The sequence below is a fragment of the Acidovorax sp. GW821-FHT11A03 genome, from assembly GCF_058809075.1.
In genome coordinates, this window is record NZ_JBXASG010000006.1 from 302,935 (window position 1) to 327,070 (window position 24,136).

Sequence of the window (24,136 nt, forward strand, 5' to 3'; positions counted from 1 at the left end):
GCGCCAGGACCCCTCTCAAAGCTTCGGCGCCACCTCAGCTTGTCAGTGCAAAACATTGATGCTATGGTGCTTTTTACATATTTTCACGCGCCGGGGCGGGACCAGACCATGAGAAAAAAAGCACCGCTCGACCGAGCCGCACAAAAACCTACTCAGTTGTTGGCAAACATGCATCGTTGGAAATTCTCTGCCCTGGCGGCGGCAGCCGTAGTGTCGGCCGGCTTGTACGCGGGCGACGCCTCGGCCCTGGCGCTGGGCCGCATCACCGTGCAGTCTGCCCTGGGCGAGCCCCTGCGCGCCGAAATCGACCTGCCCCAGATCACTCCCGCCGAAGCGGACAGCTTGCGGGCCACCACGGCCTCCCCGGACGTGTTCCGCGCCCAGGGCATGGAATACACGCCCACCATCAACAATCTGCAGATCCAGCTGCAGCGCCGCCCGGATGGCACGGCCGTGCTGCGCCTGACGAGCAGCCGGCCCGTGAACGAACCCTTCCTCGATCTGGTGCTGGACGCCAACTGGGGCTCGGGCCGCATCGTGCGCAGCTACACCATGCTGTTCGACCCGCCCACGCTGCGCCGTCCCGCGCCAGCGGTGACGGCCTCTCCGCAGCTGCCTGCGCCGGCCACCCAGCAGGCTCCTGCCGTGCGCGCGCCGGTCGCCCCGCGGGCCAGCGAATCTCCCGCAGCGGTGGCCCCTGCCACACCGCCGACGCCGCGTCCGCCAGCCGTGGCCGCCCGCCCCGCCCCCGCCGATGGAGTCAGGGTGCAGGCAGGCGACACGGCGGGCCGCATTGCGAACGCTCACCGCCCCGCCGACGTGTCCCTCGACCAGATGCTGGTCGCCATGATGCGCTCGAACCCCGATGCCTTCATCCAGGGCAATGTCAACCGCCTGAAGGCTGGCGCGGTCCTGCAGATGCCCGACCAGGCTGCGGCGCAGTCCACGCCGGCACCCGAGGCGCGTCAGATCCTTGCCGCGCAGGCCCGGGACTTCAACGAATTCCGCCGCAAGCTGGCGGGTGCCGCCCCCACCGCCGCGGTCGCCGCCGCAGAACGCTCGGCCTCCGGCGCGGTGCAGGCCCGTGTGGAGGACAAGAAACCTGCCACGGCCGCGCCCGACAAGCTCACGCTGTCCAAAGGTTCCGTCAAGGGCCAGAAGGCGGCCGAGGACCAGCTCGCCAAGGACAAGCAAGCCGGAGAGGCCGCCACGCGCATGGCCGAGCTGTCCAAGAACATCACGGACCTCAACAAGCTGGGCGCCGCGTCGGCCGCTGCGGGCAGCGCCGCACCGGCGCCCGCCGGCGCCGCCAGCGCTCCTGCCGCGGCGGCAGTGCAGGCACCCGCCGTTCCTGCCACACCCACGGCCCCTGCCGTGCCGGAAACCCCGGCACCAGCCCCTGCTCCCGCAGCCAGCGCGCCGGCAGATGCAGCCGTGCCGGCGGAAGCCGCGTCCGAGCCTGCCTCCGCACCCGCTCCGGCCGCATCGGCGCCAGCGAAGCCAGTCCGCGTTCCCGCACCGGCTCCCGCACCAGTTGAAGAGCCGGGTTTCCTGTCCGGCCTCATGGACGACCCGCTGCTGCCGCTCGCCGGTGGCGGGCTCCTGGCCTTGCTGCTGGGCTATGGCGCCTACCGCGTGGTTCAGCGCCGCCGCCAGAATGCGGGCGTCGACAGCTCCTTCCTGGAAAGCCGCATCCAGCCGGATTCGTTCTTCGGCGCCAGCGGCGGGCAGCGCGTCGATACCGCCAACAGCGAGATGACCACGGGCTCGTCCATGGCCTACTCACCCAGCCAGCTCGATGCCGGCGGCGACGTGGACCCTGTGGCCGAAGCCGACGTGTACCTGGCCTATGGCCGTGACCTGCAGGCCGAGGAAATCCTCAAGGAGGCGATCCGCCACAACCCTGCCCGCGTGTCGGTGCATGTGAAGCTCGGTGAGATCTACGCCAAGCGCCAGGACCGCAAGGCCCTGGAGGCGGTGGCAGGGGACGTGTTCAAGCTGACCCAGGGCGAAGGCCCGGACTGGAACCGCATTGCCGAGCTTGGCCGCGATCTGGATCCCGAAAACCGCCTTTACCAGCCTGGCGGCCGCCCAGGCATGGCCGAGGACGAGTCGCCATCGCTGCCCCCAGGCGGATTCCCGAGCACGTTCACGGGCGTGGGCGGCGCGGCGGCGACGGCTGCGTTGCCCCCCGACCTGGACCTCGACCTGGATCTGGACCTGCCCGACGACGCGCTGACCGATGCGCCAGCGGTGGCCCCGGCACCTCCCGGCGGATTTGCCGCAGCGGCGGCCGCGGCCGCGGCATCGGGCGGTGCCCGCCGCGCAGCGGACCCGGCCGACGAGCCGCAGACACTGCGCCCTGAACTGGACCTGCCGGAGTTGCCGTCGGCGACCGCTCCCGCCTGGAATGCGCCAGAAGTGGCACCAGCCTCGGGCACGATGGCGCCTCCGCCCGTGGCCAATCTGGACTTTCCTTCGGCGGACGACCTGAGCATGGCACCCTCGGGCCCCATGCCGCTCACCGCGGATGCCCAGGACTCCGGCCCGATGGAGTTTGACCTCGGCGACCTGTCGCTGGACCTGAACGCCCCCTCCAAGCCCATGGCGGCCCCCGCAGCCAAGGCCCCTCTGCCGGCCCCTGAATTGAGCGACGACGGCTCGGCGGCGGCGCAGGACGACCCACTGGCCACCAAGCTCGCGCTGGCCGAAGAGTTCAATGCCATCGGTGATACGGATGGTGCACGCACGCTGATCGAAGAAGTGGTTGCCGAGTCCAGCGGCGCCCTCAAGACCCGCGCCCAGCGCATGCTGGCCGAACTGGGTTGATGCGGCCCGCCCCGCAGGCCGCCCCCGCCCGCCCCCAGGCCGCCACCCCATGACCCGGGTGGCGCTGGGTGTCAGCTACAACGGCCAGGCCTACAGCGGCTGGCAAAGCCAGCTGTCCGGCGACACCATTCAAGACAAGCTCGAAGCGGCCCTGGGCCGCTTTGCCACGCACCCTGTGAGCACGCTGTGCGCAGGCCGCACCGATGCGGGCGTGCATGGGCTGATGCAGGTGGTGCACTTCGACACGCCACTGAACCGCCCCTGCGCTTCGTGGGTGCGCGGCACCAATACCTTCCTCCCTGCCGACATTGCCGTGCAATGGGCGCAGCACGTGCCGGACAGTTTTCACGCCCGGGCCAGCGCCGTCGCGCGGCGCTATGCGTATGTGCTGCTGCAATCACCCGTGCGGCCCAGCGTGGACTCGGGGCGCGTGGGATGGGTATTCCACCCGCTCCATCACGATGCGATGCGCCAGGCCGCAAACCACCTGCTGGGCGAACATGACTTCACCTCGTTTCGTGCATCCGCGTGCCAGGCCAAGTCGCCCGTCAAGACCCTGCAGCGCATCGATATCTCGCGCCGGGGCCTCAACGCCCCGCACCCGGAACTGGGCTGGAGTTCCTGCTACTGGCGCTTCGAGTTCGAGGCCAACGCGTTCCTGCACCACATGATCCGCAACATCATGGGCTGCCTGGTGGCCGTGGGCCAAGGCAAATACCCTCCGCAGTGGGTAGCGCAGGTACTCGCGGCAAGATCGCGCGACGCCGCGGCACCCACGTTCTCTCCGGATGGACTGTATTTTCAAGGCCCTGTCTACGACGCCTCGTGGGGCCTGCCCCAGCGCACGGCTGCGTATGATTGGCTGCCATGAAAGCCAAAGAAGTCCCCTCCCCGGCGCGCACCCGTATCAAGATCTGTGGCCTGACCCGCGAAGAAGACGTCGACGCGGCCGTGGCGGCTGGCGCGGATGCCGTCGGATTCGTGCTCTACGCGCCCAGCCCACGGGCCGTGACACCCGAACGCGCGGCACAGCTGGCCAGGCGCCTGCCCCCTTTTGTCACGCCGGTTTTGCTCTTCGTGAATGAAACCGCTCCCAAAGTGATAGCTGCCAGCGCTTTGATAGCGGGCGCCACCGTGCAATTTCATGGTGACGAGACGCCCGAGGATTGCCTGGCCGCCACCGGCCAGGGGGCACGGCCTTACCTGCGAGCCGCGCGCATTCCCCTTGGCGACGGTGCGGCACGGTTCGACCTCGTAAAATACGCGCACGATTACTCCCACGCCCAAGCCATCCTGCTCGACGCCCATGTCGAGGGGTACGGCGGCGGCGGCAAGGCATTCAATTGGTCACTCCTTCCACCAAGCGTCAGCTCTCACCTCGTTTTGTCTGGTGGACTCACGCCTGCAAACGTGACCGATGGCATTTTGCAAGTCCGCCCGCGTTGCAAGACGCTGGCGGTTGATGTCAGCTCCGGCGTCGAGGCCGTAGATCCGAACAGCCCCGATGGCAAGCCCCTGAAGGGCATCAAGGACGCCGGAAAAATCCATCGGTTCATCGCCGCCGTGCGCGCGGCAGATGCCCAACTTGCAAAGAACCCTCATGAATTCCTATCAGCAACCTGATGCTTCAGGCCATTTCGGCTCCTACGGCGGCAGTTTCGTCAGCGAGACACTGACCCACGCCATCCAGGAACTGCGCGAGGCGTATGCCCGCTACCAGAACGACCCGGAGTTCCTCGCAGAATTCCACTACGAGCTCAAGCACTTCGTGGGCCGCCCATCGCCCGTGTACCACGCCGCGCGCACCAGCCGCGAAACGGGCGGCGCGCAGATCTACCTCAAGCGCGAAGACCTCAACCACACCGGCGCCCACAAGATCAACAACGTGATCGGCCAGGCCATGCTCGCCAAGCGCATGGGCAAGCCCCGCATCATTGCCGAGACGGGCGCCGGCCAGCACGGCGTGGCCACGGCCACGATCTGCGCGCGCTACGGCCTGGAATGCGTGGTCTACATGGGCAGCGAGGACGTGAAGCGCCAGAGCCCGAACGTCTTTCGCATGAAACTGCTGGGCGCCACCGTCGTGCCTGTCGAGTCGGGCAGCAAGACCCTGAAGGACGCGCTCAACGAGGCCATGCGCGACTGGGTGGCCAATGTGGACAACACGTTCTACATCATCGGCACGGTGGCGGGCCCGCACCCCTACCCGATGATGGTGCGCGATTTCCAGAGCGTGATCGGCAAGGAAGCCATCGAACAGATGCCCCCCATGCTCGCCGCGCAGAAGATCGCCGCCGAGCAGCCCGATGCCGTGATCGCCTGCGTGGGCGGCGGCAGCAATGCCATGGGCATCTTCCATCCGTACATCCCGTTCGAGAAGACGCGCCTGATCGGCGTGGAGGCCGCCGGCGAAGGCCTGGACAGCGGCAAGCACTCGGCATCGCTGCAGCGTGGCTCCAGTGGCGTGCTGCACGGCAACCGCACCTTCATCCTGCAGGATGCCAACGGCCAGATCACCGAGACGCACAGCATCAGCGCGGGCCTGGACTACCCCGGCGTAGGTCCCGAGCACGCATGGCTGCAGGAGATCGGACGCGCCGAGTACGTGGGCATCACCGACCAGGAAGCGCTGTCCGCCTTCCACCACCTGTGCCGCACCGAAGGCATCATCCCGGCGCTGGAATCGAGCCACGCCTTCGCCTATGCCCTCAAGCTTGCACCCACGATGCGGCCCGACCAGTCCATCCTGGTCAACCTCTCGGGCCGGGGCGACAAGGACATCGGCACCGTGGCCGACCTGTCGGGAGAAGATTTCTACGACCGCCCCTCCATGCGCGGCCTGACCGTCAAGGGCGCCCCAGGAGACGCCAAGCCATGAGCCGCATAGACACCACTTTCGAACAGCTGAAAGCCCAGGGCCGCAAGGCGCTGATTCCCTATGTCACCGCCGGTTTTCCGTTTGCCGACATCACGCCCGCCCTCATGCACGGCATGGTGGAGGCCGGTGCCGACGTGATCGAACTGGGCGTGCCCTTCTCCGACCCCATGGCCGACGGCCCCGTCATCCAGAAGGCGGGCGAAAAGGCGCTGGGCCTGGGTGTGGGCATGGTGCAGGTGCTGGACCACGTGCGCGAGTTCCGCAAGCGCAACAGCACCACGCCCGTGGTGCTGATGGGCTACGCGAACCCGGTGGAGCGCTATGACCAGATCCACGGCGCAGGCGCCTTTGTGCGCGACAGCGCCGAGGCCGGTGTCGATGGCGTGCTCATCGTGGACTACCCGCCCGAGGAATGCGAGGCCTTCGCGGCCAGCCTGCGCGCGCACGGCATGGACCTGATCTTCCTGCTGGCCCCCACCAGCACGGATGAACGCATGGCCCAGGTGGCGCGCGTGGCCAGCGGCTATGTGTACTACGTATCGCTCAAGGGCGTGACCGGTTCGGGCGCGCTCGACACCTCGGCCGTGGAGCAGATGCTGCCCCGCATCCGCCAGCATGTGACCATCCCCGTGGGCGTGGGCTTCGGCATCCGCGATGCGGCCACGGCCCAGGCGATCGGCAAGGTGGCGGATGCCGTGGTCATCGGCAGCCGCATCATCCAGCTCATCGAGGACCAGGAGCACGCCAAGGTGGTGCCCCTGACCATCGACTTCCTGCGCGGCATCCGCAAGGCTTTGGACGCGTAGAATAAAGAGCATCCCCCTGAGCGGCTTTGCCGTTTCCCCCTTCTCTCGCGCTTCGCGCGGGAAGGGGGACGCTCCCAGCGCGGCGGGGCGGCCCTTGCGCGGGAGCCGTGGCCTTTGGGCCGCGCCAGTTTCAAGGCCGTGCCGCCGCTGCTGGCCCATTCATACAGAGGAAAACCATGTCCTGGCTCGAAAAACTTCTGCCCTCCAAGATCCAGCAAACGGACCCCACCGAGCGCCGCCAGGTGCCTGAAGGCCTGTGGATCAAGTGCCCGAGCTGCGAGACGGTGCTTTACAAGGCCGATCTGGAGCACAACCAGAACGTCTGCCCCCACTGCAGCCACCACCACCGCATCGGCGCCCGCGCGCGGCTCAATGCCTTCCTGGATGCCGAAGGCCGCTACGAAATCGGCCAGGAAGTGCTGCCCGTGGACGCCCTCAAGTTCAAGGACAGCCGCAAATACCCCGAGCGCCTGAAGGAAGCCCTGGAGAACACCGGCGAGACCGACGCCCTCATCGTCATGGGCGGCGCGGTCAAGAGCATCAACGTGGTGGCCGCGTGCTTCGAGTTCGACTTCATGGGCGGCTCCATGGGCTCCGTGGTGGGCGAGCGCTTCGTGCGGGGCGTGGAAACCGCCATCGAGCAGAAAGTGCCTTTCATCTGCTTCACCGCCACCGGCGGTGCGCGCATGCAGGAAGGCCTGCTGTCCCTGATGCAGATGGCCAAGACCAATGCGGCCCTCACCCGCCTGGCCAAGAAGGGCCTGCCCTACATCAGCGTGCTGACTGACCCGACCATGGGCGGCGTGAGCGCCGGCTTTGCCTTTGTGGGCGACATCGTGATTGCCGAGCCCAAGGCCCTGATCGGCTTTGCCGGCCCGCGCGTGATCGAATCCACCGTGCGCGTGACGCTGCCAGAAGGCTTCCAGCGCGCCGAATTCCTGCAGACCAAGGGCGCCGTGGACTTCATCTGCGACCGCCGCGAGCTGCGCAACACCGTGGCCAGCAGCCTGGCCATGCTGCAGCGTTTGCCCGCTGACGCAGTGATGTAAGTCATCCGCGGGACAGCGGGTCCGCAAAGGTACCTCACGAGAGGATCGCTTCTTTTTTGATAGCTGTCAGCGCTTACCAGATAAGCGCCAGAGGCATATTTGATCACCCACCGGACAGCACGCAGCCGTTGATACCGCGCGGTGCCTGCCAGAGAGGGCAAGGAAGGGCTGCTCCGCAGCGAGGCCCGCGTCCCCCTCATCCCCTTGAGCGGGAAGGCGCCGAAGGCGACTCAGGGGGGTTACCTCATCACGCTGGCCTGCAGATGGCCCAGCACGATCATGACCACCTGCAGCAGCACCAGCACGGCCAGGGGCGACAGATCGATCCCTCCGACCAGCGGGATGATGCGGCGAAATGGCCGCAACACCGGCTCGCACAGCCGGGCGATCACGTCCGAGAGTTGCGACCGTGCCTGCACCCAGGACATCACGGCATGGACGATCAGGAGGCCGATCAGCCCCGACACCGCCACACGCGCCAGCCCGAACAGGGCAAGCCACGGCAGCCACGCCCATGCGGACGCCGCGCCCAGCAGGAGCGTGAGCAGGAAATACTGCAGCAGTTGCAACAGCGCGGCCGCGACGAGGCTTGACACATCCCAGCGCCCCACGGGCCGAATCACCTTGCGCAGCGGCATGACCAGCCAGTCCGTCAGTGCAAAAACCAGCCCGCCGACAGGGTTGGAAAACGGGATGCGCTGCCATTGCATATACAGGCGCAGCAGGCAGGCCCCCGTGAGCAGGCCACCAACAACGTCGAGCAGGAATGAGGCGATCTGATAGAGCATGGATGAGACAAAAGCAAGGGGCCGCTGCGAAAGCAGGCTGCGCCATGGGATGATAGCGGGCCAAGGCATTCCCCCATTCATGACACAACCCCTCACCCTGTCATCCTTGCCCCTTTTCCCCCTGGGTTCCGTGCTGTTCCCGGGCGGTGTGCTGGCCCTGCGCGTGTTCGAGGTGCGCTACCTGGACATGGTGCGCAAATGCCATCAGGCCGGTGCGCCTTTTGGCGTGGTGGCCCTCACGCAAGGCCGCGAAGTGCGCCAGGCCGGCGCGCCCGAAGAGCAATTCAACGACGTGGGCACCCTGGCGGTCATCGAGCAGATCGACACGCCGCAGCCCGGCCTGATCACCCTGCTGTGCCGGGGCGGCCAGCGCTTTCGCATCACCCAGCGCAGCCACCTACCCCATGGCCTGTGGATCGCCGATGTGGGGCATATCGACCAGGACCTGACCGTCGCGGTGCCAGAGGATCTGAAGAAGGCCGCGACGGCGCTCGCGCAGGTGCTCCACACCCTGCACCAGCGTGACCCGGACACCCCGACCGCGATCATCCCGACGGCTGCGCAGCTGGACGACTGCGGATGGGTGGCCAACCGCTGGTGCGAACTGCTGCCCGTGCCCCTGGAACTCAAGCAGCGCCTGATGGAACTGGACAACCCGCTGGTGCGGCTGGAGCTGGTCGGGGACGTGCTCGAGCGTACGGGGATTGCGCCAACACAATGAGCCGCAAACCCGCCGCCATCCCACCCAGCCTCCCCTTTGAACGCCCATGCTGAACCGCATCCTGGGCTGGTCGCGCGCAGCCAAGCGCGTTGTGGTGGTGGCGATGGACGTTTGCCTGGGCCTCGTCGCCATGTGGCTCGCCTTCACGCTGAGGCTGGAGACACCGCACTGGCCCGAAGGCATGCAGTGGCTCGCGTATGCACTGGCCCCGGCCCTGGCGTTTCCCATTTTCGCCAAACTGGGGCTGTACCGCGCGATATTCCGCTACACAGGAATCACGGCACTCATCACCACCGGCAAGGCGGTGGCCATCTATGGAGCACTCCTGCTGGGCTGCCTCCTGGCAGCGCAATGGGAAGGCGTGCCACGCAGCGTCGGCATTCTGCAGCCTCTGCTGTTCATGCTCCTGGTGGGCTCCAGCCGCGCACTGGGGTGGCTGGCGCTGGCCGGCCACAGCAGCCATGCCCCCTACCGCCTGCTGATCTACGGAGCCGGCAGCGCTGGCGCCCAGACCGCAGCGGGACTGGGCGCCATGCGCCAGTACGTGCTCAAGGGCTTTGTCGATGACGATCCGAGCAAGGTCGGACGCAGCATCAACGGAGTGCGGGTGCATTCCCCCACTGCACTGCCCGAGGTGGCGCGCCAGCTCGCGATCACCGATGTGCTGCTGGCACTGCCCAGCACCACGCGCCTGCGACGCCGGCAGATCATCGAAAGCCTGCGCCAATTGCCCGTTCGGATACGCACCCTGCCCGGCCTGTCGGACCTCGCCAGCGGCCGGGTCACGGTCACCGACTTCCAGGACCTCGAGATCGAGGACCTGCTGGGCCGCGAACCGGTGGCCCCGGACCCTGGCTTGCTGGGGCGCGATCTCGAGAACGCCGTGGTGATGGTCACCGGCGCGGGCGGCAGCATCGGCAGCGAGCTGTGCCGGCAGATCGTGCGCGAGGGCCCCCGCCAACTGCTGCTCGTGGATCACAGCGAATATGCGCTGTATTCCATTCACCACGAGCTGCAGGCGCTCGCCCACCAGGGCGCGCACCAGTGCGCCCTGGTACCCCTGCTCGCCAGCGTCACCCAGAAGCAGCGCATGGACGACATCTGCCAGCAGTACAGCCCCACCTCCATCTACCACGCAGCCGCCTACAAGCACGTGCCCATGGTGGAAGCCAATCCGGGCGAAGGCATCCTGAACAACGTGTTCGGCACGCTCAACATGGTGCAGGTCGCGCTGAAGCATGGCGCTCGCCACTTCGTCCTGATTTCCACAGACAAGGCTGTTCGCCCCACCAACATCATGGGCGCCACCAAGCGTGTGGCAGAAATGGTGCTGCAAGCCATCGCGGCGTCCCAGCGCATGCCTTTCGGGCTGTTGGCCGAAAGCCCACCGGGCTGGAGATGCCCGACACGCCTGTCCATGGTGCGCTTTGGCAATGTGCTGGGCTCCAGCGGCAGCGTGATACCGCTGTTCCGCCAGCAGATCGCGGCCGGCGGCCCCCTCACGGTGACGCATCCCGATGTCACGCGCTATTTCATGACCATCGCCGAAGCGGCCCAGCTCGTGCTGCAGGCGGGGACGATGGCGGACGGGGGCGACGTATTCCTGCTGGACATGGGCGAGCCGCTACAGATCCTGGACCTCGCGCAACGCATGGTGGCCCTGTCGGGCCTGACAGTGCGCGACGACCAGCACCCCGAGGGCGACATCGAAATCGTCTTCACGGGATTGCGCCCCGGCGAGAAACTCTTCGAAGAGCTGCTGATTGGAGACAACCCGCTGCCCACCGTCCATCCCCGCATACTGCGGGCCCGCGAGGAGTTTCGCCCCTGGGCCGAACTGCAGGCCCTGCTGCAGTCACTGCAGCAGGCCGCGCGCGATGGCGATCGGGCCGCCATGACGGCCCTGCTGGGCCAGCTGGTGCCGGGCTACCGTCCTGAAACACAAGCACTGCCATGAAGCCGGGACTCCTGCGGGCAACGCTGACCCTGCTCACGGGCAGCGTTGCGGCCCACGCCATTCCACTCGTGCTGGGCCCGGCGCTCACGCGCCTGTACAGCCCGGAGGCCTTCGGGCAGTTCGCGCTGCTGTGGGCGTTGGCCACCAACATGGCGGTGGTCGGCTGCGCGCGCTACGAATTCGCACTCCCCCTCGAACCCACGGAGCCACGGGCTGCCGAACTCATGGCTTTGTGCGCGCGCGTGCTGCTCGCGGTGACGGCGGCTTCCGCCGCAACCGCTGCCGTGCTCATGCTCTGGCAACGCATGCCGATGGCCTGGGCACTGCCCTTCGCGGTGCTGGCGGGCGGCGCCATGCAATGGCTCACCATGTGGGCCACCCGGTCGCAGCGTTTTGGACTGCTGTCGGCGGCAAGGCTGCTGCAGCAAGGTGGGGGCGCCATCCTGCAGCTCGTGCTCGGCCTGCTGAAGGCCGGCCCCCTGGGCCTGGTGCTCGGGGCCACGCTGGCCAGCCTGGGAGGGGCTTGGATGCTGGCCCGGCCGGCGCCAGCCGGGGGCTGGACGGCCATGTGGCGCCAGCCCCTTGCCAGGCTGCGGTCCATGGCCCTGCAGCACAAGGACTTCCCCCTGCTCAACACGCCACACGCGTTCATGGGTGCGCTGCAGGATACGCTCACGCTGGTGCTGGTGGCAGCGTGGACAGGGGACGCCTCAGCGGGGTTCTGGGCCCTGGCACTGCGCTATCTCAAGGCCCCGGCAACCCTCGTCGGGGGTGCGCTGTCGCAAACCCTGTACCCGCGCCTTCTGAAGGCAGAGAGCCCTGGCGACGCCCGGGCGCTGGTGCGCCGGGCCATGCTGGGGCTCGCTGCCCTGGCCTGCCCGCTCGCGGCGATCCTTCTCCTCTGGGGGCCGGATATTTTCGCCCTGGCCTTTGGGGCAAGATGGGCCCAGACAGGGGAACTTGCACGGGCCATCGCCCCGTACATCGCCCTGCACTTCGTGGCGTCACCCCTTGCCGTGGTCACCATGGCCTGGAATGCACAGGCCTGGGCGCTGCGCCTGGCATTGATCGGACAATGCCTTTTCTTCGCCGGACTGCTGCTGGGCCTGTACCTGGGCGGCCTGCAAGGTGCCGGATGGGGCGTGTCAGCGAGCATGCTGGCCTACTTTGCCTATTATTTCTGGGTGTTGGCGAACTGGAGGGAGGTGCCCCATGAGAGCCGTGTTTAACCGATGGCGCCGCCGCCTCTGGCATGCGCTGCTCCATCGCATCGTCTTCGGGGAAAGCAACCACCTCGGCCAGCCACTGCCACACACCCGCATCGCCCCCAGCACCTGCATCGAGGGGGAGCATGCACTGCGGCTGGCAGACCACGTGTTCATCGGCCAATACAATTTCATCGACGCCACAGCGGGCCTGCAGATTGGGCAAGGGGTCCAGATCACCAACTTCGTCAGCATCGTGACGCACAGCTCCCACCGCGCCATTCGCCTCCTGGGCAGCGGCTATGCAGTCCACGAGGGCTCCAAGCCTGGCTACATCAGCGCGCCCATCGAGATCGGCGCCTACACCTTCATCGGCCCCCACAGCCTGATCGAAGCCGGCACGCGCATCGGCAAGGGGGTGGTGGTGTGTGCCTACTCGCAGGTGCGCGGCGAAGTGCCCGACTTCGCCATCGTGGCGGGGGTCCCGGCGCGCCAGATCGGCGACGTGCGCGAACAGGATGAGCGCCTGCTTTCGCAGCATCCAGAACTGCGTCCGCACTACGAATCCTGGACGCGGACAATCTGACATGGCAACACACCTGTGCCTCCTGGGTGATGCCACCAGCCCCCATGTTCAGCGGTGGGCGCGGGAAATGCTCCAGCGTGGCTACCGCGTTTCGCTGATCACGGCACGCCCCGCGTCCATCGATGGCGTCACCGTGCGGGCCATCCGGCCCGTGCACCGCTCGCTCGACTGGCTGTTCCGTGTCCGGGAAACCAGGCGCCACGTGGCCGAACTGGCCCCCGACCTCCTGCATGCCCATTACGTCACCTCCTACGGCTATCTGGCCGCACGTTGCGGCAAACATCCGGTGGTGATGACCGCCTGGGGAAGCGACCTGTTGGTGACCCCCGGCAAGAGCGCCTGGATGCGCTGGCTGACCGGCTGGATACTGCGCCAGGCCGACCTCATCACCGGCGACTCCGCCAGCCTGATGAGCGCAGTGGCCCAATTCCGACCCCGCTGCACCACCGAGGAAATCCACTGGGGGGTGGAACTGCAGCGCTTCCACCCCGTTCCCTGGAGCCACAAGCAAGGCAGCCAGCTGGTGAGCCTGCGCGCCTGGGAACCCAACTACAACATCGACACCATCATCGAGGCATTCGCTCTTCTGCAGGCGCGGTTGCCCTCGGCCGACCTGCGCTTGCACCTGCTCGGAGGAGGCAGCATGGAAAGCGCCCTGCGCAGCCAGGTGCACAAGGCGCAGCTGGACAACAAGGTGCAGTTCCACGGCCGACTCGATGATGCGGGCATGACCCGGGTACTGGGCGAAGGCAAGATATCTGTCTCGGTGCCCAGCAGTGACGCAACATCCGTCGCCATGCTGGAGAGCATGGCGTGTGGCCTCGCGGTGGTCGCCAGCGAACTGCAGGCCAACCGGCACTGGATCGACCCGCAGTGGCTGGTTGAGGCGGGGAGCGCCACAGCGCTCGCCGCCCGGCTGGAAGCCCTGATCGCCAACGACACCCTGGCGGAACAAGCCGGCCTGCACAATGCCACCCGCATCGCCCAGGACGGCGACCGCGCGGTACAGATGAACCGCATGCACGCGCTGTACCAGCAGTTGCTCCATACACCTTGAACCCCATGCCCCAAGGCCTTGAATTGGACAACCTGATCAGCGTGATCGTGCCGTGCCGCAATGAGCGCCAGCACATCGACGCTTTCTGCGACTCGGCCCTCCGCCAGCAACTGCCGGCGGGCTGGCGCATGGAAGTGCTGATTGCAGACGGCGACAGCGATGACGGCACGCGCGAGCACCTCCTGCAGCGCTGTGCTGCGGACCCACGGCTCGTCCTGGTGGACAACCCCGGCCGCATTGTCTCCACCGGGCTCAACGCCTGTATTGCCCACGCGCGGGGCGGCACCATTGCCCGCATGGACGTGCACAGCCAGTTTGCCCCCGACTACCTTGCGCAGTGCATCGAGGCGCTCGAACGCACCCGCGCCGACAACGTGGGCGGCCCGTGGGTGGCCCGGGGAACCGGGCCCGCCGGGGCCGCCATCGCCGCAGCCTTCCAGTGCCGCTGGGTGGTGGGCGGCGCGCGCTCGCGCGATGACCAGTACGAGGGCGAGGTGGATACCGTCTACCTGGGATGCTGGCCCCGCAGCGTGTTTGACCGGTTCGGACTGTTTGACGAAGCTCTGGTGCGCAACCAGGACGACGAGCACAACCTGCGCATGCGCCTGGGGGGGGCACGCATCTGGCAGAGCCGGCTCATCCATTCCACCTACCACCCGCGCAATTCGCTCAGGCACCTGTTCGCGCAACAACGGCAGTACGGCTACTGGCGGCCTTTTGTGATGCGCAAACATGGGCAGCCAGGCTCCGTGCGGCAGCTGGTGCCTGCAGCATTTGTGGCCAGCGCGGTGGCCAGCGCCGTGGTGTTGCCCTGGTCCGCTTGGCCCGGGGCCGCGCTGGGCCTCGCCTACGCAACCTATCTTCTGGCGGCATCGGTGGCGGCAGCCCGATCGGCCCGCAACTGGGGGCTGCTGCCCCGCCTCCCGGCGACGATTGCGGCGTTTCATGTGGGCTACGGCCTGGGCACCTGGCGAGGGCTGTGGGACGTTGCACGCTCGCGCGCGCCTTCCTCCGACTTTGCACGCATCACGCGATGACCGACAACGAACCCCAGGCCGTCAAGACCCGCTACGCACGGCGCGACCCAGCGGCCGATGAAGCCCGCTACAGCCTGTATGCCAATGCGGCGGCGCTGCAGGCGCAGCAGGAGCGCCTCCGTGCCATGGCAGGCACCTGGCAGGCCCACGGCTGGAGCAGCCTGGCCCACCGGCCGATGCTAGAGGTTGGCTGCGGAAGCGGGGGCAATCTGCACGACCTGGTGCGGCTGGGTGCCACCCCCGCCTGCCTGACGGGCCTGGAGCTTCTTCCCGAACGAGCCGCCGCAGCGCGCGCCTCGCTGCCAGCGGACGCGGCCATTGTGGAAGGAGATGCCGTCTTGGCCCCGGTGCAGCCTGCCAGCCAGGATGCCGTGCTCGCCTTCACGCTCTTCAGCTCTTTGCTCGACGAGGGCTATCGCCGCCATCTGGCCCAGGCGATCTGGCAATGGGTCGCGCCCGGCGGCGGAGTGCTGGTCTATGACTTTGTCGTCAACAACCCTGCCAATGCCGATGTGCGAGGCATGCCCCTGCGCGAATTGAAAACGCTGTTTCCCGCCGCGCAGATACACTCGTGCCGCCTTACCCTGGCGCCCCCGCTCGCGCGGTGCCTGCCCCCACCGATGATTCCTCCCGCATCCACCTTGCTCTGGTTCCTGCGCACCCACCGCCTGACCTGGGCCGTGAAGCCCCGCTGAGCACCGCCTGCCCGTCTGGACGCCCTCCATGCCCCACCCTTCTTCCCCTGACCTGCCCTTCCTGCCGTTCGCCCGCCCCGATATCGGTGCTGCGGAAATCGATGCCGTCAGCGCAGCCCTGCTTTCGGGGTGGGTCACGACCGGGCCCAAGACCAAGGAGTTCGAGCAGGCATTCGCCGCCTTCCTGGGGGGCGGCGGGCTCCAGAGCCTTGCTGTCAACTCCGCCACGGCGGGTCTGCACCTTGCGCTGGAAGCCCTGGGCATCGGCCCCGGCGACGAGGTGATCGCGCCCACACTGACCTTCACTGCCACCGTGGAGGTCGTGCGCTACCTGGGCGCCGAACCGGTACTGGTGGATGTGGACCCGGTGACCCTCAACATCGACCCGGCCAAGGTGCGCGCCGCCATCACGCCCCGAACAAAAGCCATCATGCCCGTGCACTACGGGGGCCTGGCCTGCGACATGGACGCCATCCTGTCCATCGCCAAAGAACACCAGCTCAAGGTGGTGGAAGACGCAGCCCATGCCTTGCCCACCACCTGGCGCGGCACCCTGGTGGGACAACTGCAGTCCGATGTCACGGTGTTCAGCTTCTACGCCAACAAGACCATCACCACCGGAGAAGGCGGCATGGCGGTGACGCGCGACCCGGAGCTCGCCAAGCGCATGCGCGTGATGCGCCTGCACGGCATGAACCGGGATGCCTTCGACCGCTTCACGTCCAAGACGCCCGCCTGGTACTACGAGGTGGTGGCTCCGGGATTCAAGTACAACATGACGGACGTTGCAGCCGCCATGGGCGTGGAGCAACTGGCGCGGCTGCCACAATTCGTGCAGCGACGGCAAGACCTGGCAATCCGCTACCACGAACAGCTGGCGCCCCTGCCCCTGACCTTGCCAGCCACTGCGCCACCAGGCGACACCCATGCGTGGCACCTCTATGTCATCCGGCTGCGGGCGGACGCGCCACTGGGGCGTGACGAGGTCATCCAGGCACTGTCGGACAGGGGCATCGGCACCAGCGTGCACTATGTGCCGCTGCACCGGCACCCGTACTGGCGCGACCGGTACCAATTGACGCCCGCCATGTTCCCCCAGGCCGATGCAGCCTACCAAGCCATGATCAGCATCCCCTTGTTCACCGCCATGAGTGACAGCGACCAGGAGCGCGTGATTGCTGCGCTGCATGAGGTGCTGGGCTGACATGCCCAAGCGGCTGTTCGACCTGTGTTTTGCCGCCCTCGGGCTGCTGCTGCTCGCGCCCGTGCTGCTGGCCGTGGCACTGTGGGTGGTGTGGGATTCTCCGGGCCCAGCACTCTTTCGCCAACAGCGTGTGGGCCGCGCAGGCAGGTTGTTCCGCATCTACAAGTTCCGCACCATGCACCCGCGCGCCGAAGCCTCGGGCCCGGCGATTACCGTAGGAGCCGATGCCCGCATTACCCGGGCGGGCCACTGGCTGCGGCGCACCAAGGTCGATGAGCTGCCGCAGCTTTTCAACGTGCTGCTGGGCCATATGAGCCTTGTCGGCCCCAGGCCTGAGGTGCCGCACTATGTCGCGCTCTACCCAGATTCCGTGCGGGAACTGGTGCTCAGCGTGCGGCCCGGCATCACAGACCGCGCCTCCATCGAATTCCGCGACGAAAGCACCTTGTTGGGCCAAAGCTGCGATCCAGAGCGCACTTATGTGGAACAGATCCTGCCCATCAAGCTCCGCTACGCCGCCGAGTACGCCCGCTCGCACACGCTTTGGAGCGATCTGAAGATCCTCGCAGGGACAGCATCCGCGCTGTGGAGCGACCGCCCGTCCAAGGGCTAAGAACCTGTCAGTAACACATAGCCGATAAAATGAGGGGTTTGGCTGAACCCAGCCCCCAAATTTCACGCCCCCGCACCGACGGCACCTATGTCAGACCAAAACCACGCCCCCGCTCCCCAGGACGAAAACCAGCTCATCGCCGAGCGCCGTGAAAAGCTCCGCGCTCTGCGCGAAGCCCAGGCCAACGGCGGTAGCGTTGCTTTTCCCAACAACTTCAAGCCCGGCCACAAGGCTGCCCAGTTGCACCTGGAACACAGCGCTGCCACGAACGAGTCCCTGGAAGCCACGCCGGTGAACGTCTCGGTGGCCGGCCGCATGATGCTCAAGCGCGTCATGGGCAAGGCCAGTTTTGCCACGGTGCAGGATGGCTCGCTGGGCGACGTGGGCGGGCGCATCCAGCTTTACGTGACCCGCGACGCCGTGGGCGAAGAGCTGTATGCCGCCTTCAAGCACTGGGACCTGGGCGACATCGTGGGCGCCGAAGGCACGCTCATGAAGACCAAGACGGGCGAGCTGTCGGTCAAGGTGACCGGCCTGCGCCTCTTGACCAAGAGCCTGCGCCCCCTGCCCGACAAGTTCCACGGCATGGCCGACCAGGAGCAGAAGTACCGCCAGCGCTATGTGGACCTGATTACCGACGAGCAGGCCCGCAAGCGCTTCATGGCGCGCAGCAAGGCGGTGAGCGGCCTGCGCGAGTTCATGGTGGGCCACGGCTTCCTTGAAGTCGAAACGCCCATGCTGCACCCCATCCCGGGCGGCGCCAATGCCAAGCCGTTCGTGACGCACCACAACGCGCTGGAGCAGGAGATGTACCTGCGCATCGCGCCCGAGCTGTACCTGAAGCGCCTGATCGTGGGCGGTTTCGAGCGGGTGTTCGAGATCAACCGCAGCTACCGCAACGAGGGCATCTCGGTGCGCCACAACCCCGAGTTCACCATGATGGAGTTCTACGCGGCGTACTGGAACTACCTGGACCTGATGGACTTCACCGAGACGCTGATCCGCGAAGTGGCGCTCAAGGCCACGGGCTCGCTGCAAATGACCTACCAGGGCCGCGCCGTGGACCTGACGCAGCCGTTCGCGCGCCTGACCATCCGCGAAGCGATCTTCCAGTACACCGAAGCCGGCGCCCACGTGGACGATGCCGCGTGGCTGGTCAGCGCGCTCAAGAAGCTGGGCATGACCGAGGAGAAGGACAAGCTCTCGGCACGCACGCTGGCCAGCCTGCAGGTGCTGTATTTCGAAGAAACGGTGGAAGACAAGCTCTGGCAGCCGACGTTCATCATGGAGCACCCGACCGAGATCTCGCCACTGGCACGCGCCAACGATGCCCGCCCCGAGGTCACCGAGCGTTTCGAGCTGTACATCACGGGCCGCGAGTTCGGCAACGGCTTCAGCGAGCTGAACGATGCCGAAGACCAGGCCGCGCGTTTCCATGCCCAGGTGGCCGCCAAGGACAGCGGCGACGACGAGGCCATGTTCTACGACCATGACTTCGTGCGGGCGCTGGAATACGGCATGCCCCCCACGGGGGGTTGCGGCATCGGCATCGACCGCCTCATGATGCTGCTGACCGACAGCCCCAGCATCCGCGACGTGATTCTTTTCCCAGCGCTGCGCCGGGAGTCCTGAGACCGCATCCGCAGCGCCCGGCCGCCACGTCCGCCTGATCGCGCCGTTTCACAGGACACACCAGGAGCCACCGTGCCATTCATCTCCAGCACCGCCCCTTATCCGGCCAACGCGCCACTGCCCGCGGGCGCAGGCTTTTCGGTGCTGGTGGTCGAGGACCAGGGCTCCGTGCGGGCCGCGCTGGTGGCCGAACTGCGGCGCGCGGGCGTGTCCGCCATCTTCGAGGCCCCGGAGGGCAGTGCGGCACTGCACCTGTTCAAGGCCCACCGGCCCGACCTGGTGCTGCTGGACATCAAGCTGCCCGGCAAGGATGGCTACTGGGTGGCGCAGCAGATGCGCGAGAGCGAGGCCGGCGACTGGACGCCCATCATCTTCCTGTCGGGCCTGGACAACGAGCTCGACGTCTGGCGCGGCATCGAAGTGGGGGGCGATGACTACCTGGTCAAGCCCGTGAGGCCCATCGTGCTGATGGCCAAGCTGCGGGCCATGCGGCGGCTGCTGGACATGCGCCGCAGGCTCGTGTCGGTGTCGGCCGAGCTGCACCTGGCCAACCAGCGCCTCAACGAAATGGTCGAGGTCGACGCACTCACCGGCCTGGTCAACCGCCGCGGCTTCGACCGCATCCTGCACAACGAGATCCTGGCCGCACGCCGCGATGCCACGCCGCTCACGCTGATGCTGTGCGACCTGGACCACTTCAAGCTCTTCAACGATGCCAGCGGGCATGTGCAGGGCGATGCCTGCCTGAAAGAGGTGGGCCGCCTGCTGCGCGAGGTCTGCGTGCGCCCCCGGGATGTGGCTTCGCGCTATGGCGGCGAGGAATTCGCACTCATCCTGCCGAACACGCCGCGCTCGGGCGCGATGACCTTTGCAAGGGCATTGGCGCAGCTGCTCAAGGTCCGCGCCATACCGCATGCGGATTCGCCACTGGGCAGCATCCTGACACTGTCGGGCGGCATCACCACCTGCGTGCCCGACGACAGCACCAATGCCGAAAGCATGATCATGCGGGCCGACCAGGCCCTGTATGCCGCCAAGGCCCAGGGCCGCAACCGCTTCTTCAGCTTTGAAATGCAGATGGACACCGTGGAGCAATTGCGCAATTGAGTTTCTTTTCCGCCTTCTCGTTCGACGCCACCGAGCGCAGCGCGCGCACCGCCGTTTCGCGCATGCAAATCCTGAAGGCCCGCCTGCCCGACTGGGTGCAGGACTGGCTGGAAGTCATCATCCCCGGCACGCAGATCCTGCTGATCCTGTTTGTCGCCTGGCTGCTGCAGCGCATGCTGCGCCGCATCGTGCGCCGCGCCAGTGCGCACTACCAGGTGCCCGACGAGCTGGTCGTGCCCATGAACGGGCTCATCCGCTGGTTCATCGTGGCGGGCGCCCTGCTGCTGGTGCTCGAGCGCATGGGAGTGTCCGCCACCGTGCTCTGGACGGCATTCACGGGCTTCGCCACGGTGGGCGCCGTGGCGTTCTTTGCCGCGTGGAGCGTGCTCTCCAACCTGTTCTGCGCGCTGCTCATCTTCACGGTACGGCCCTTTCGCATCGGCGACTACATCGAGGTGCTGGACACCGCGGAGAAACCGGGCGCCAAGGGCCGGGTGGTGGACATCAACCTGCTGTACACCACGCTGGAGGACCATGGCGCAGCAGCGGGCCAGGTGGCCTGGCTGCAGATTCCGAATGCGTTGGTGTTTCAGCGGGTGGTGCGCAGATTCCAGGGGGTGCCACCGCCGCCCGCGCCCCCCGCCAGCGCTGCGCATGCCGCGGAAAGTGCGCCGGCGGCCCCGCCACCGGTCACGCCCGGGCCTTTCAACACGCCATAGCGCAACCAACCGGGCGCGGCACGGCCCTGCGCCGGGCCGCGCGCAAGCGGTTGCTCGGCGTCAGGGCAGCAGGTCGAGCGCCTGCAGGTAGGCGGGCTGGTACATCAGCTCGTCCCACGCCTGGGGCAAGGTTTCGGGCAGCAGCGCCAGGCGGCGGGACTCGCTGTCCACGCTCGGCTGCCAGCGGCCCTGGGCGCGGGCCTGGTCCAGGCCGGCGATGAGTTCATCCACCGCGCGGCCATCGCCCACGCTCTGGTTGCACAGCAGCACGAGGTCGCAGCCGGCCTGGAGCGCCGCCACGGCCGCATCGGTGTAGCCGACCACCTGGCCGTCCAGGCGGCGGGCGCCTTCCATGCTGAGGTCGTCGCTGAAGATCGCGCCATCAAAGCGCATCTGGCGGCGCAGGATGTCCTGGAGCCAGCGCTGCGAGAAACCCGCGGGGCGGCTGTCGACCTTGGGGTAGATCACATGGGCCGGCATCACGCTGGTGAGCGTGCTGCTGAGCCAGGGGTACGGGGCGGCGTCGTCGGCCAGGATGGCCTTGAGGCTGCGCTTGTCCACGGGTACCTCGGTGTGCGAGTCGGCCTTGACGAAGCCGTGCCCGGGGAAGTGCTTGCCGCAGTTGGTCATGCCGGCCTGCAGCAGACCATGCATGAGGCTCTTGGCGAGCAGCGCCACCACGCGCGGGTCGCGGTGAAAGGCGCGGTCGCCGATCACACCGCTTTCACCCCAATCGAGGTCGAGCACGGGCGTGAAGCTGAAGTCCACACCGCAGGCGCGCAGCTCGGCGCCCAGCACATAGCCCGCCGCCGTGGCCGCATTGGTCGCACGCAGCGCGCCGCTGCCGGGCACGGCCTTGGCGCCTTTGCCGTCGTCCATCCACATATCACCCAGCGCGCGCATGGGCGGCAGGTGCGTGAAGCCATCGGTGCGAAAGCGCTGCACGCGGCCGCCTTCGTGGTCCACGCAGATCAGCAGGTCGTCGCGCACGGCCTTGATGCTGCTCGTGAGCTGCAGCAGCTGCGCGCGGTTCTCCCAGTTGCGGGCAAACAGGATGATGCCGCCGGTCAGCGGGTGCGCGAGGCGGAGGCGGTCAGCGCTGGTCAGCTCTTTGCCAGCCACGTCGAGGATGAGGGGTGCGTGTTCGGTCATGGGTTTCAAGAATGATTTTGCTATGCAAATAATAGCTATCAGCGCTTGCCAATCAAGCGCTGGAGGCCGATTTTTCTTCAACCCTCTCGACCACGCAGAAACTGGCGGCGTAGTCGGTCTCGTCGGTCACGCTCAGGTGCGCCTGCAGCCCCCGGGCCTCGAACCATTCCTTGAGCGCGCCGTGCAGCACGATGACTGGCTGGCCGGATGGCAGCTTGGCGACCTCGCAGTGGCGCCAGGTCATGGGCATGCGCATGCCCAGGCCGATGGCCTTGCTGAAGGCTTCCTTGGCGGAAAAGCGCGTGGCCAGGTAGCGCAGGCCCCGGTCGGGCCAGCGGCCGCTCCTCTCGCGCCAGGTGGCCAGTTCGCCGTCGGCCAGCACCTTCTGGGTAAAACGCTCGCCGTGGCGCTCCAGGCTGGCCGCGATGCGGCGCACGTCGCAGATGTCGGTGCCGATGCCGTAGATCATGTTTTGTTGAATCAAATTGGCTGCTAGCGCTTATCTATCAAGCGCAAGCAGCTATCAAATCAGGAGTTATCTGCCTGTGCCGCGAAACCCGACCGGATGCAGCCCAGGTAGGCCAACACCGTGGCGGCGTAGCCCAGCTCCAGCGCGTCGGCGATCAGTGCATGCCCAATCGAGACCTCCAGCACGCCGGGCACGCCGCGCACGAAGGCGGCGAGGTTGTCGCGGTTCAGGTCGTGGCCCGCATTCACGCCCAGGCCCGCATCCAGCGCGGCCTGTGCGGCCGCAGCGTAGCGTTTTAGCTCAACCTCCTGCTGCGGGGTGCCCCAGGCGGCGGCATAGGGCTCGGTGTACAGCTCCACCCGGTCAGCGCCCACCGCCCTGGCGGCGGCCATCTGCTCCGGCACCGGGTCCATGAACAGGCTCACGCGCACACCCAGTGCCTTGCACTCGGCGATCAGAGGCGCCAGGCGCCCGGCATCCTGCGGAAAGCTCCAGCCGTGGTCGCTGGTGAACTGGTCTTCGCTGTCGGGCACGAAGGTCGCCTGGTGGGGGCGCACCTGGCGGATGAAGTCCATCAGGTTCTGCGACGGGTTGCCTTCGATGTTGTATTCGCGATCGGGCCAGGCCTTCATCAAGGCGGCCAGCTCGAACACGTCCTGGCCGCGGATGTGCCGCTCGTCGGGCCGGGGATGCACGGTGATGCCCTGCGCGCCCGCCCGCAGGCACAGCTCGGCCGCGCGCGTGACGCTCGGAATGCCCAGGTGGCGCGTGTTGCGCACCAGGGCGACCTTGTTGACGTTGACCGACAGGGCGGTGGTCGGGTGCGAGGGGCGGTGTGGCTGGTTCATAGGGCCTGCAGGTCGATCATGAGCTGGCGGGTGCGCAGCGTCGGGCTGCCGCAATGGTATTGCAGCAGGGCACGCAGCTGGGGCTTGAGTTCGGCCGAGACGGCAACGCAGGCCCGCAGTGTGGCGGTATAGCTGGCGGCATCGTCCAGCGCCCGCTGCAATGCCTGCCACTGGCTGCCCGGCAGCCCGCCCCGCTCGACCGCCGAGGCAGCGCGCAGGCCTCCTTCGGGGACCAGCGTGTAGCGCGTGCCGGCCTGCAGGGGGGCCAGGGTCATGGTCTGGACGTCGAGGCTCGGCAACAGGCCGATCTCGCGCAGCAGCAGCAGTTCGAAACTGCGCAGCACGGGCTCCAGGGCGTCGCCATGCTCGCTGGCCAGCACCCGCACCACGCCCGCGTAGGCGTCGAACAGCGCGGCGTGCGGGTCCGCGCGGGCCAGCAGGCGCAGCAGCAGTTCGTTGAGGTACAGGCCCGACAGCAGGGCGTCGCCCGTGGGCATCACGTGGCCACCCACCCACTCGGCGCCCTTGAGCGCGTGGATGTCCGCGTCGCCATTGCCGGCCAGGGTGTAGGTCAGCAGCAGGGGCTGCAGCGGCAGCAGCACCGGGCGGAAGTTGGAGCTGGGCTTCTTCGCGCCCTTGGCCACCAGGGCGACGCGGCCGTAGTGGCGGCTGAAGACCTCCAGGATCAGGCTGGACTCGCTCCAGTCGTAGCTGTGCAGCACGAAGGCAGGTTCATCGGAGATGCGCTTGGCGGCAGCCACGTGGGGGGTCGCAGGGATAGGCG

The 24,136-nt window shown here is 67.4% G+C and carries 23 protein-coding genes; 18 read left to right on the top strand and 5 right to left on the bottom strand.

Annotation, left to right across the window (positions count from 1 at the left end):
* Positions 1-168 precede the first annotated feature (168 nt).
* The 6 genes from AC1RVY_RS17150 (at position 169) to accD (ending at position 7,562) form a co-directional block, all read left to right on the top strand.
* Positions 169-2,829: a motility hub landmark protein FimV gene (locus tag AC1RVY_RS17150; protein ID WP_492807342.1), complete on the top strand. Its 2,661-nt coding sequence runs from the start codon at positions 169-171 to the stop codon at positions 2,827-2,829.
* A gap of 49 nt (positions 2,830-2,878) precedes the next feature.
* Positions 2,879-3,700, top strand: coding sequence for a tRNA pseudouridine(38-40) synthase TruA (gene truA / locus AC1RVY_RS17155; RefSeq protein ID WP_492253630.1), 822 nt, complete (start codon positions 2,879-2,881; stop codon positions 3,698-3,700).
* On the top strand, positions 3,697-4,452 hold the full coding sequence (locus AC1RVY_RS17160; RefSeq protein ID WP_369642983.1) for a phosphoribosylanthranilate isomerase: 756 nt from the start codon (positions 3,697-3,699) through the stop codon (positions 4,450-4,452). The genes truA and AC1RVY_RS17160 overlap by 4 nt, the downstream gene beginning before the upstream one ends.
* Positions 4,430-5,707: a tryptophan synthase subunit beta gene (gene trpB / locus AC1RVY_RS17165; protein ID WP_218295571.1), complete on the top strand. Its 1,278-nt coding sequence runs from the start codon at positions 4,430-4,432 to the stop codon at positions 5,705-5,707. Before AC1RVY_RS17160 ends, trpB begins: the two co-directional genes overlap by 23 nt.
* Positions 5,704-6,513, top strand: coding sequence for a tryptophan synthase subunit alpha (trpA, locus tag AC1RVY_RS17170; RefSeq protein WP_218295572.1), 810 nt, complete (start codon positions 5,704-5,706; stop codon positions 6,511-6,513). Before trpB ends, trpA begins: the two co-directional genes overlap by 4 nt.
* Positions 6,514-6,689: 176 nt before the next feature.
* Positions 6,690-7,562: an acetyl-CoA carboxylase, carboxyltransferase subunit beta gene (gene accD / locus AC1RVY_RS17175; protein WP_218295573.1), complete on the top strand. Its 873-nt coding sequence runs from the start codon at positions 6,690-6,692 to the stop codon at positions 7,560-7,562.
* A 239-nt stretch (positions 7,563-7,801) separates the two neighbouring features.
* Here the strand turns inward: accD and AC1RVY_RS17180 are convergent, their stop codons facing one another.
* Complete coding sequence (locus AC1RVY_RS17180; RefSeq protein WP_492807344.1) at positions 7,802-8,350, bottom strand: YggT family protein; 549 nt, start codon at positions 8,348-8,350, stop codon at positions 7,802-7,804.
* A 79-nt stretch (positions 8,351-8,429) separates the two neighbouring features.
* On the opposite strand from AC1RVY_RS17180, the gene AC1RVY_RS17185 reads away from it, so the two are divergent.
* From AC1RVY_RS17185 to AC1RVY_RS17240, 12 genes are all read left to right on the top strand, one after another.
* Positions 8,430-9,071, top strand: a complete 642-nt coding sequence (locus AC1RVY_RS17185) for an LON peptidase substrate-binding domain-containing protein (RefSeq protein ID WP_218295575.1) — start codon at positions 8,430-8,432, stop codon at positions 9,069-9,071.
* A 46-nt stretch (positions 9,072-9,117) separates the two neighbouring features.
* Complete coding sequence (locus AC1RVY_RS17190; RefSeq protein WP_492807346.1) at positions 9,118-11,028, top strand: polysaccharide biosynthesis protein; 1,911 nt, start codon at positions 9,118-9,120, stop codon at positions 11,026-11,028.
* Complete coding sequence (locus AC1RVY_RS17195) at positions 11,025-12,257, top strand: lipopolysaccharide biosynthesis protein (protein WP_218295577.1); 1,233 nt, start codon at positions 11,025-11,027, stop codon at positions 12,255-12,257. The genes AC1RVY_RS17190 and AC1RVY_RS17195 overlap by 4 nt, the downstream gene beginning before the upstream one ends.
* A complete protein-coding gene (locus tag AC1RVY_RS17200; RefSeq protein WP_492807350.1) occupies positions 12,241-12,819 on the top strand; it encodes an acyltransferase in 579 nt (192 codons plus the stop codon). Before AC1RVY_RS17195 ends, AC1RVY_RS17200 begins: the two co-directional genes overlap by 17 nt.
* A gap of 1 nt (position 12,820) precedes the next feature.
* The gene (locus AC1RVY_RS17205) at positions 12,821-13,876 is read left to right on the top strand and encodes a glycosyltransferase (RefSeq protein ID WP_492807352.1); all 1,056 of its coding nucleotides are present in this window, start codon (positions 12,821-12,823) and stop codon (positions 13,874-13,876) included.
* 5 nt (positions 13,877-13,881) lie between these two features.
* A complete protein-coding gene (locus AC1RVY_RS17210) occupies positions 13,882-14,913 on the top strand; it encodes a glycosyltransferase family 2 protein (protein WP_492807354.1) in 1,032 nt (343 codons plus the stop codon).
* Positions 14,910-15,608 (top strand): class I SAM-dependent methyltransferase, encoded by a 699-nt coding sequence (locus tag AC1RVY_RS17215; protein WP_492807356.1) that lies wholly within the window; start codon positions 14,910-14,912, stop codon positions 15,606-15,608. Before AC1RVY_RS17210 ends, AC1RVY_RS17215 begins: the two co-directional genes overlap by 4 nt.
* Positions 15,609-15,636: 28 nt before the next feature.
* A complete protein-coding gene (locus tag AC1RVY_RS17220) occupies positions 15,637-16,812 on the top strand; it encodes a DegT/DnrJ/EryC1/StrS family aminotransferase (protein ID WP_492807358.1) in 1,176 nt (391 codons plus the stop codon).
* A 1-nt stretch (position 16,813) separates the two neighbouring features.
* Positions 16,814-17,425: a sugar transferase gene (locus tag AC1RVY_RS17225; protein WP_492807360.1), complete on the top strand. Its 612-nt coding sequence runs from the start codon at positions 16,814-16,816 to the stop codon at positions 17,423-17,425.
* An 87-nt stretch (positions 17,426-17,512) separates the two neighbouring features.
* The gene (gene lysS / locus AC1RVY_RS17230; protein ID WP_492807362.1) at positions 17,513-19,057 is read left to right on the top strand and encodes a lysine--tRNA ligase; all 1,545 of its coding nucleotides are present in this window, start codon (positions 17,513-17,515) and stop codon (positions 19,055-19,057) included.
* Positions 19,058-19,138: 81 nt separating this feature from the next.
* Positions 19,139-20,164 carry a GGDEF domain-containing protein gene (locus AC1RVY_RS17235; RefSeq protein ID WP_369643777.1) on the top strand — a complete coding sequence of 342 codons (1,026 nt, stop codon included), beginning with the start codon at positions 19,139-19,141 and terminating at the stop codon, positions 20,162-20,164.
* Positions 20,165-20,226: 62 nt separating this feature from the next.
* A complete protein-coding gene (locus tag AC1RVY_RS17240) occupies positions 20,227-20,883 on the top strand; it encodes a mechanosensitive ion channel family protein (protein ID WP_218295818.1) in 657 nt (218 codons plus the stop codon).
* A 60-nt stretch (positions 20,884-20,943) separates the two neighbouring features.
* Here the strand turns inward: AC1RVY_RS17240 and nagZ are convergent, their stop codons facing one another.
* From nagZ to recO, 4 genes are read right to left on the bottom strand one after another with little or no spacing between them, the layout of a single operon-like run.
* Positions 20,944-22,035 carry a beta-N-acetylhexosaminidase gene (gene nagZ / locus AC1RVY_RS17245; protein WP_492807364.1) on the bottom strand — a complete coding sequence of 364 codons (1,092 nt, stop codon included), beginning with the start codon at positions 22,033-22,035 and terminating at the stop codon, positions 20,944-20,946.
* A 52-nt stretch (positions 22,036-22,087) separates the two neighbouring features.
* A complete protein-coding gene (gene acpS, locus AC1RVY_RS17250) occupies positions 22,088-22,504 on the bottom strand; it encodes a holo-ACP synthase (protein ID WP_492807366.1) in 417 nt (138 codons plus the stop codon).
* A 59-nt stretch (positions 22,505-22,563) separates the two neighbouring features.
* The gene (locus AC1RVY_RS17255) at positions 22,564-23,352 is read right to left on the bottom strand and encodes a pyridoxine 5'-phosphate synthase (protein ID WP_492244136.1); all 789 of its coding nucleotides are present in this window, start codon (positions 23,350-23,352) and stop codon (positions 22,564-22,566) included.
* On the bottom strand, positions 23,349-24,113 hold the full coding sequence (gene recO / locus AC1RVY_RS17260) for a DNA repair protein RecO (protein ID WP_218295589.1): 765 nt from the start codon (positions 24,111-24,113) through the stop codon (positions 23,349-23,351). Before recO ends, AC1RVY_RS17255 begins: the two co-directional genes overlap by 4 nt.
* Between the last annotated feature and the right edge of the window lie 23 nt (positions 24,114-24,136).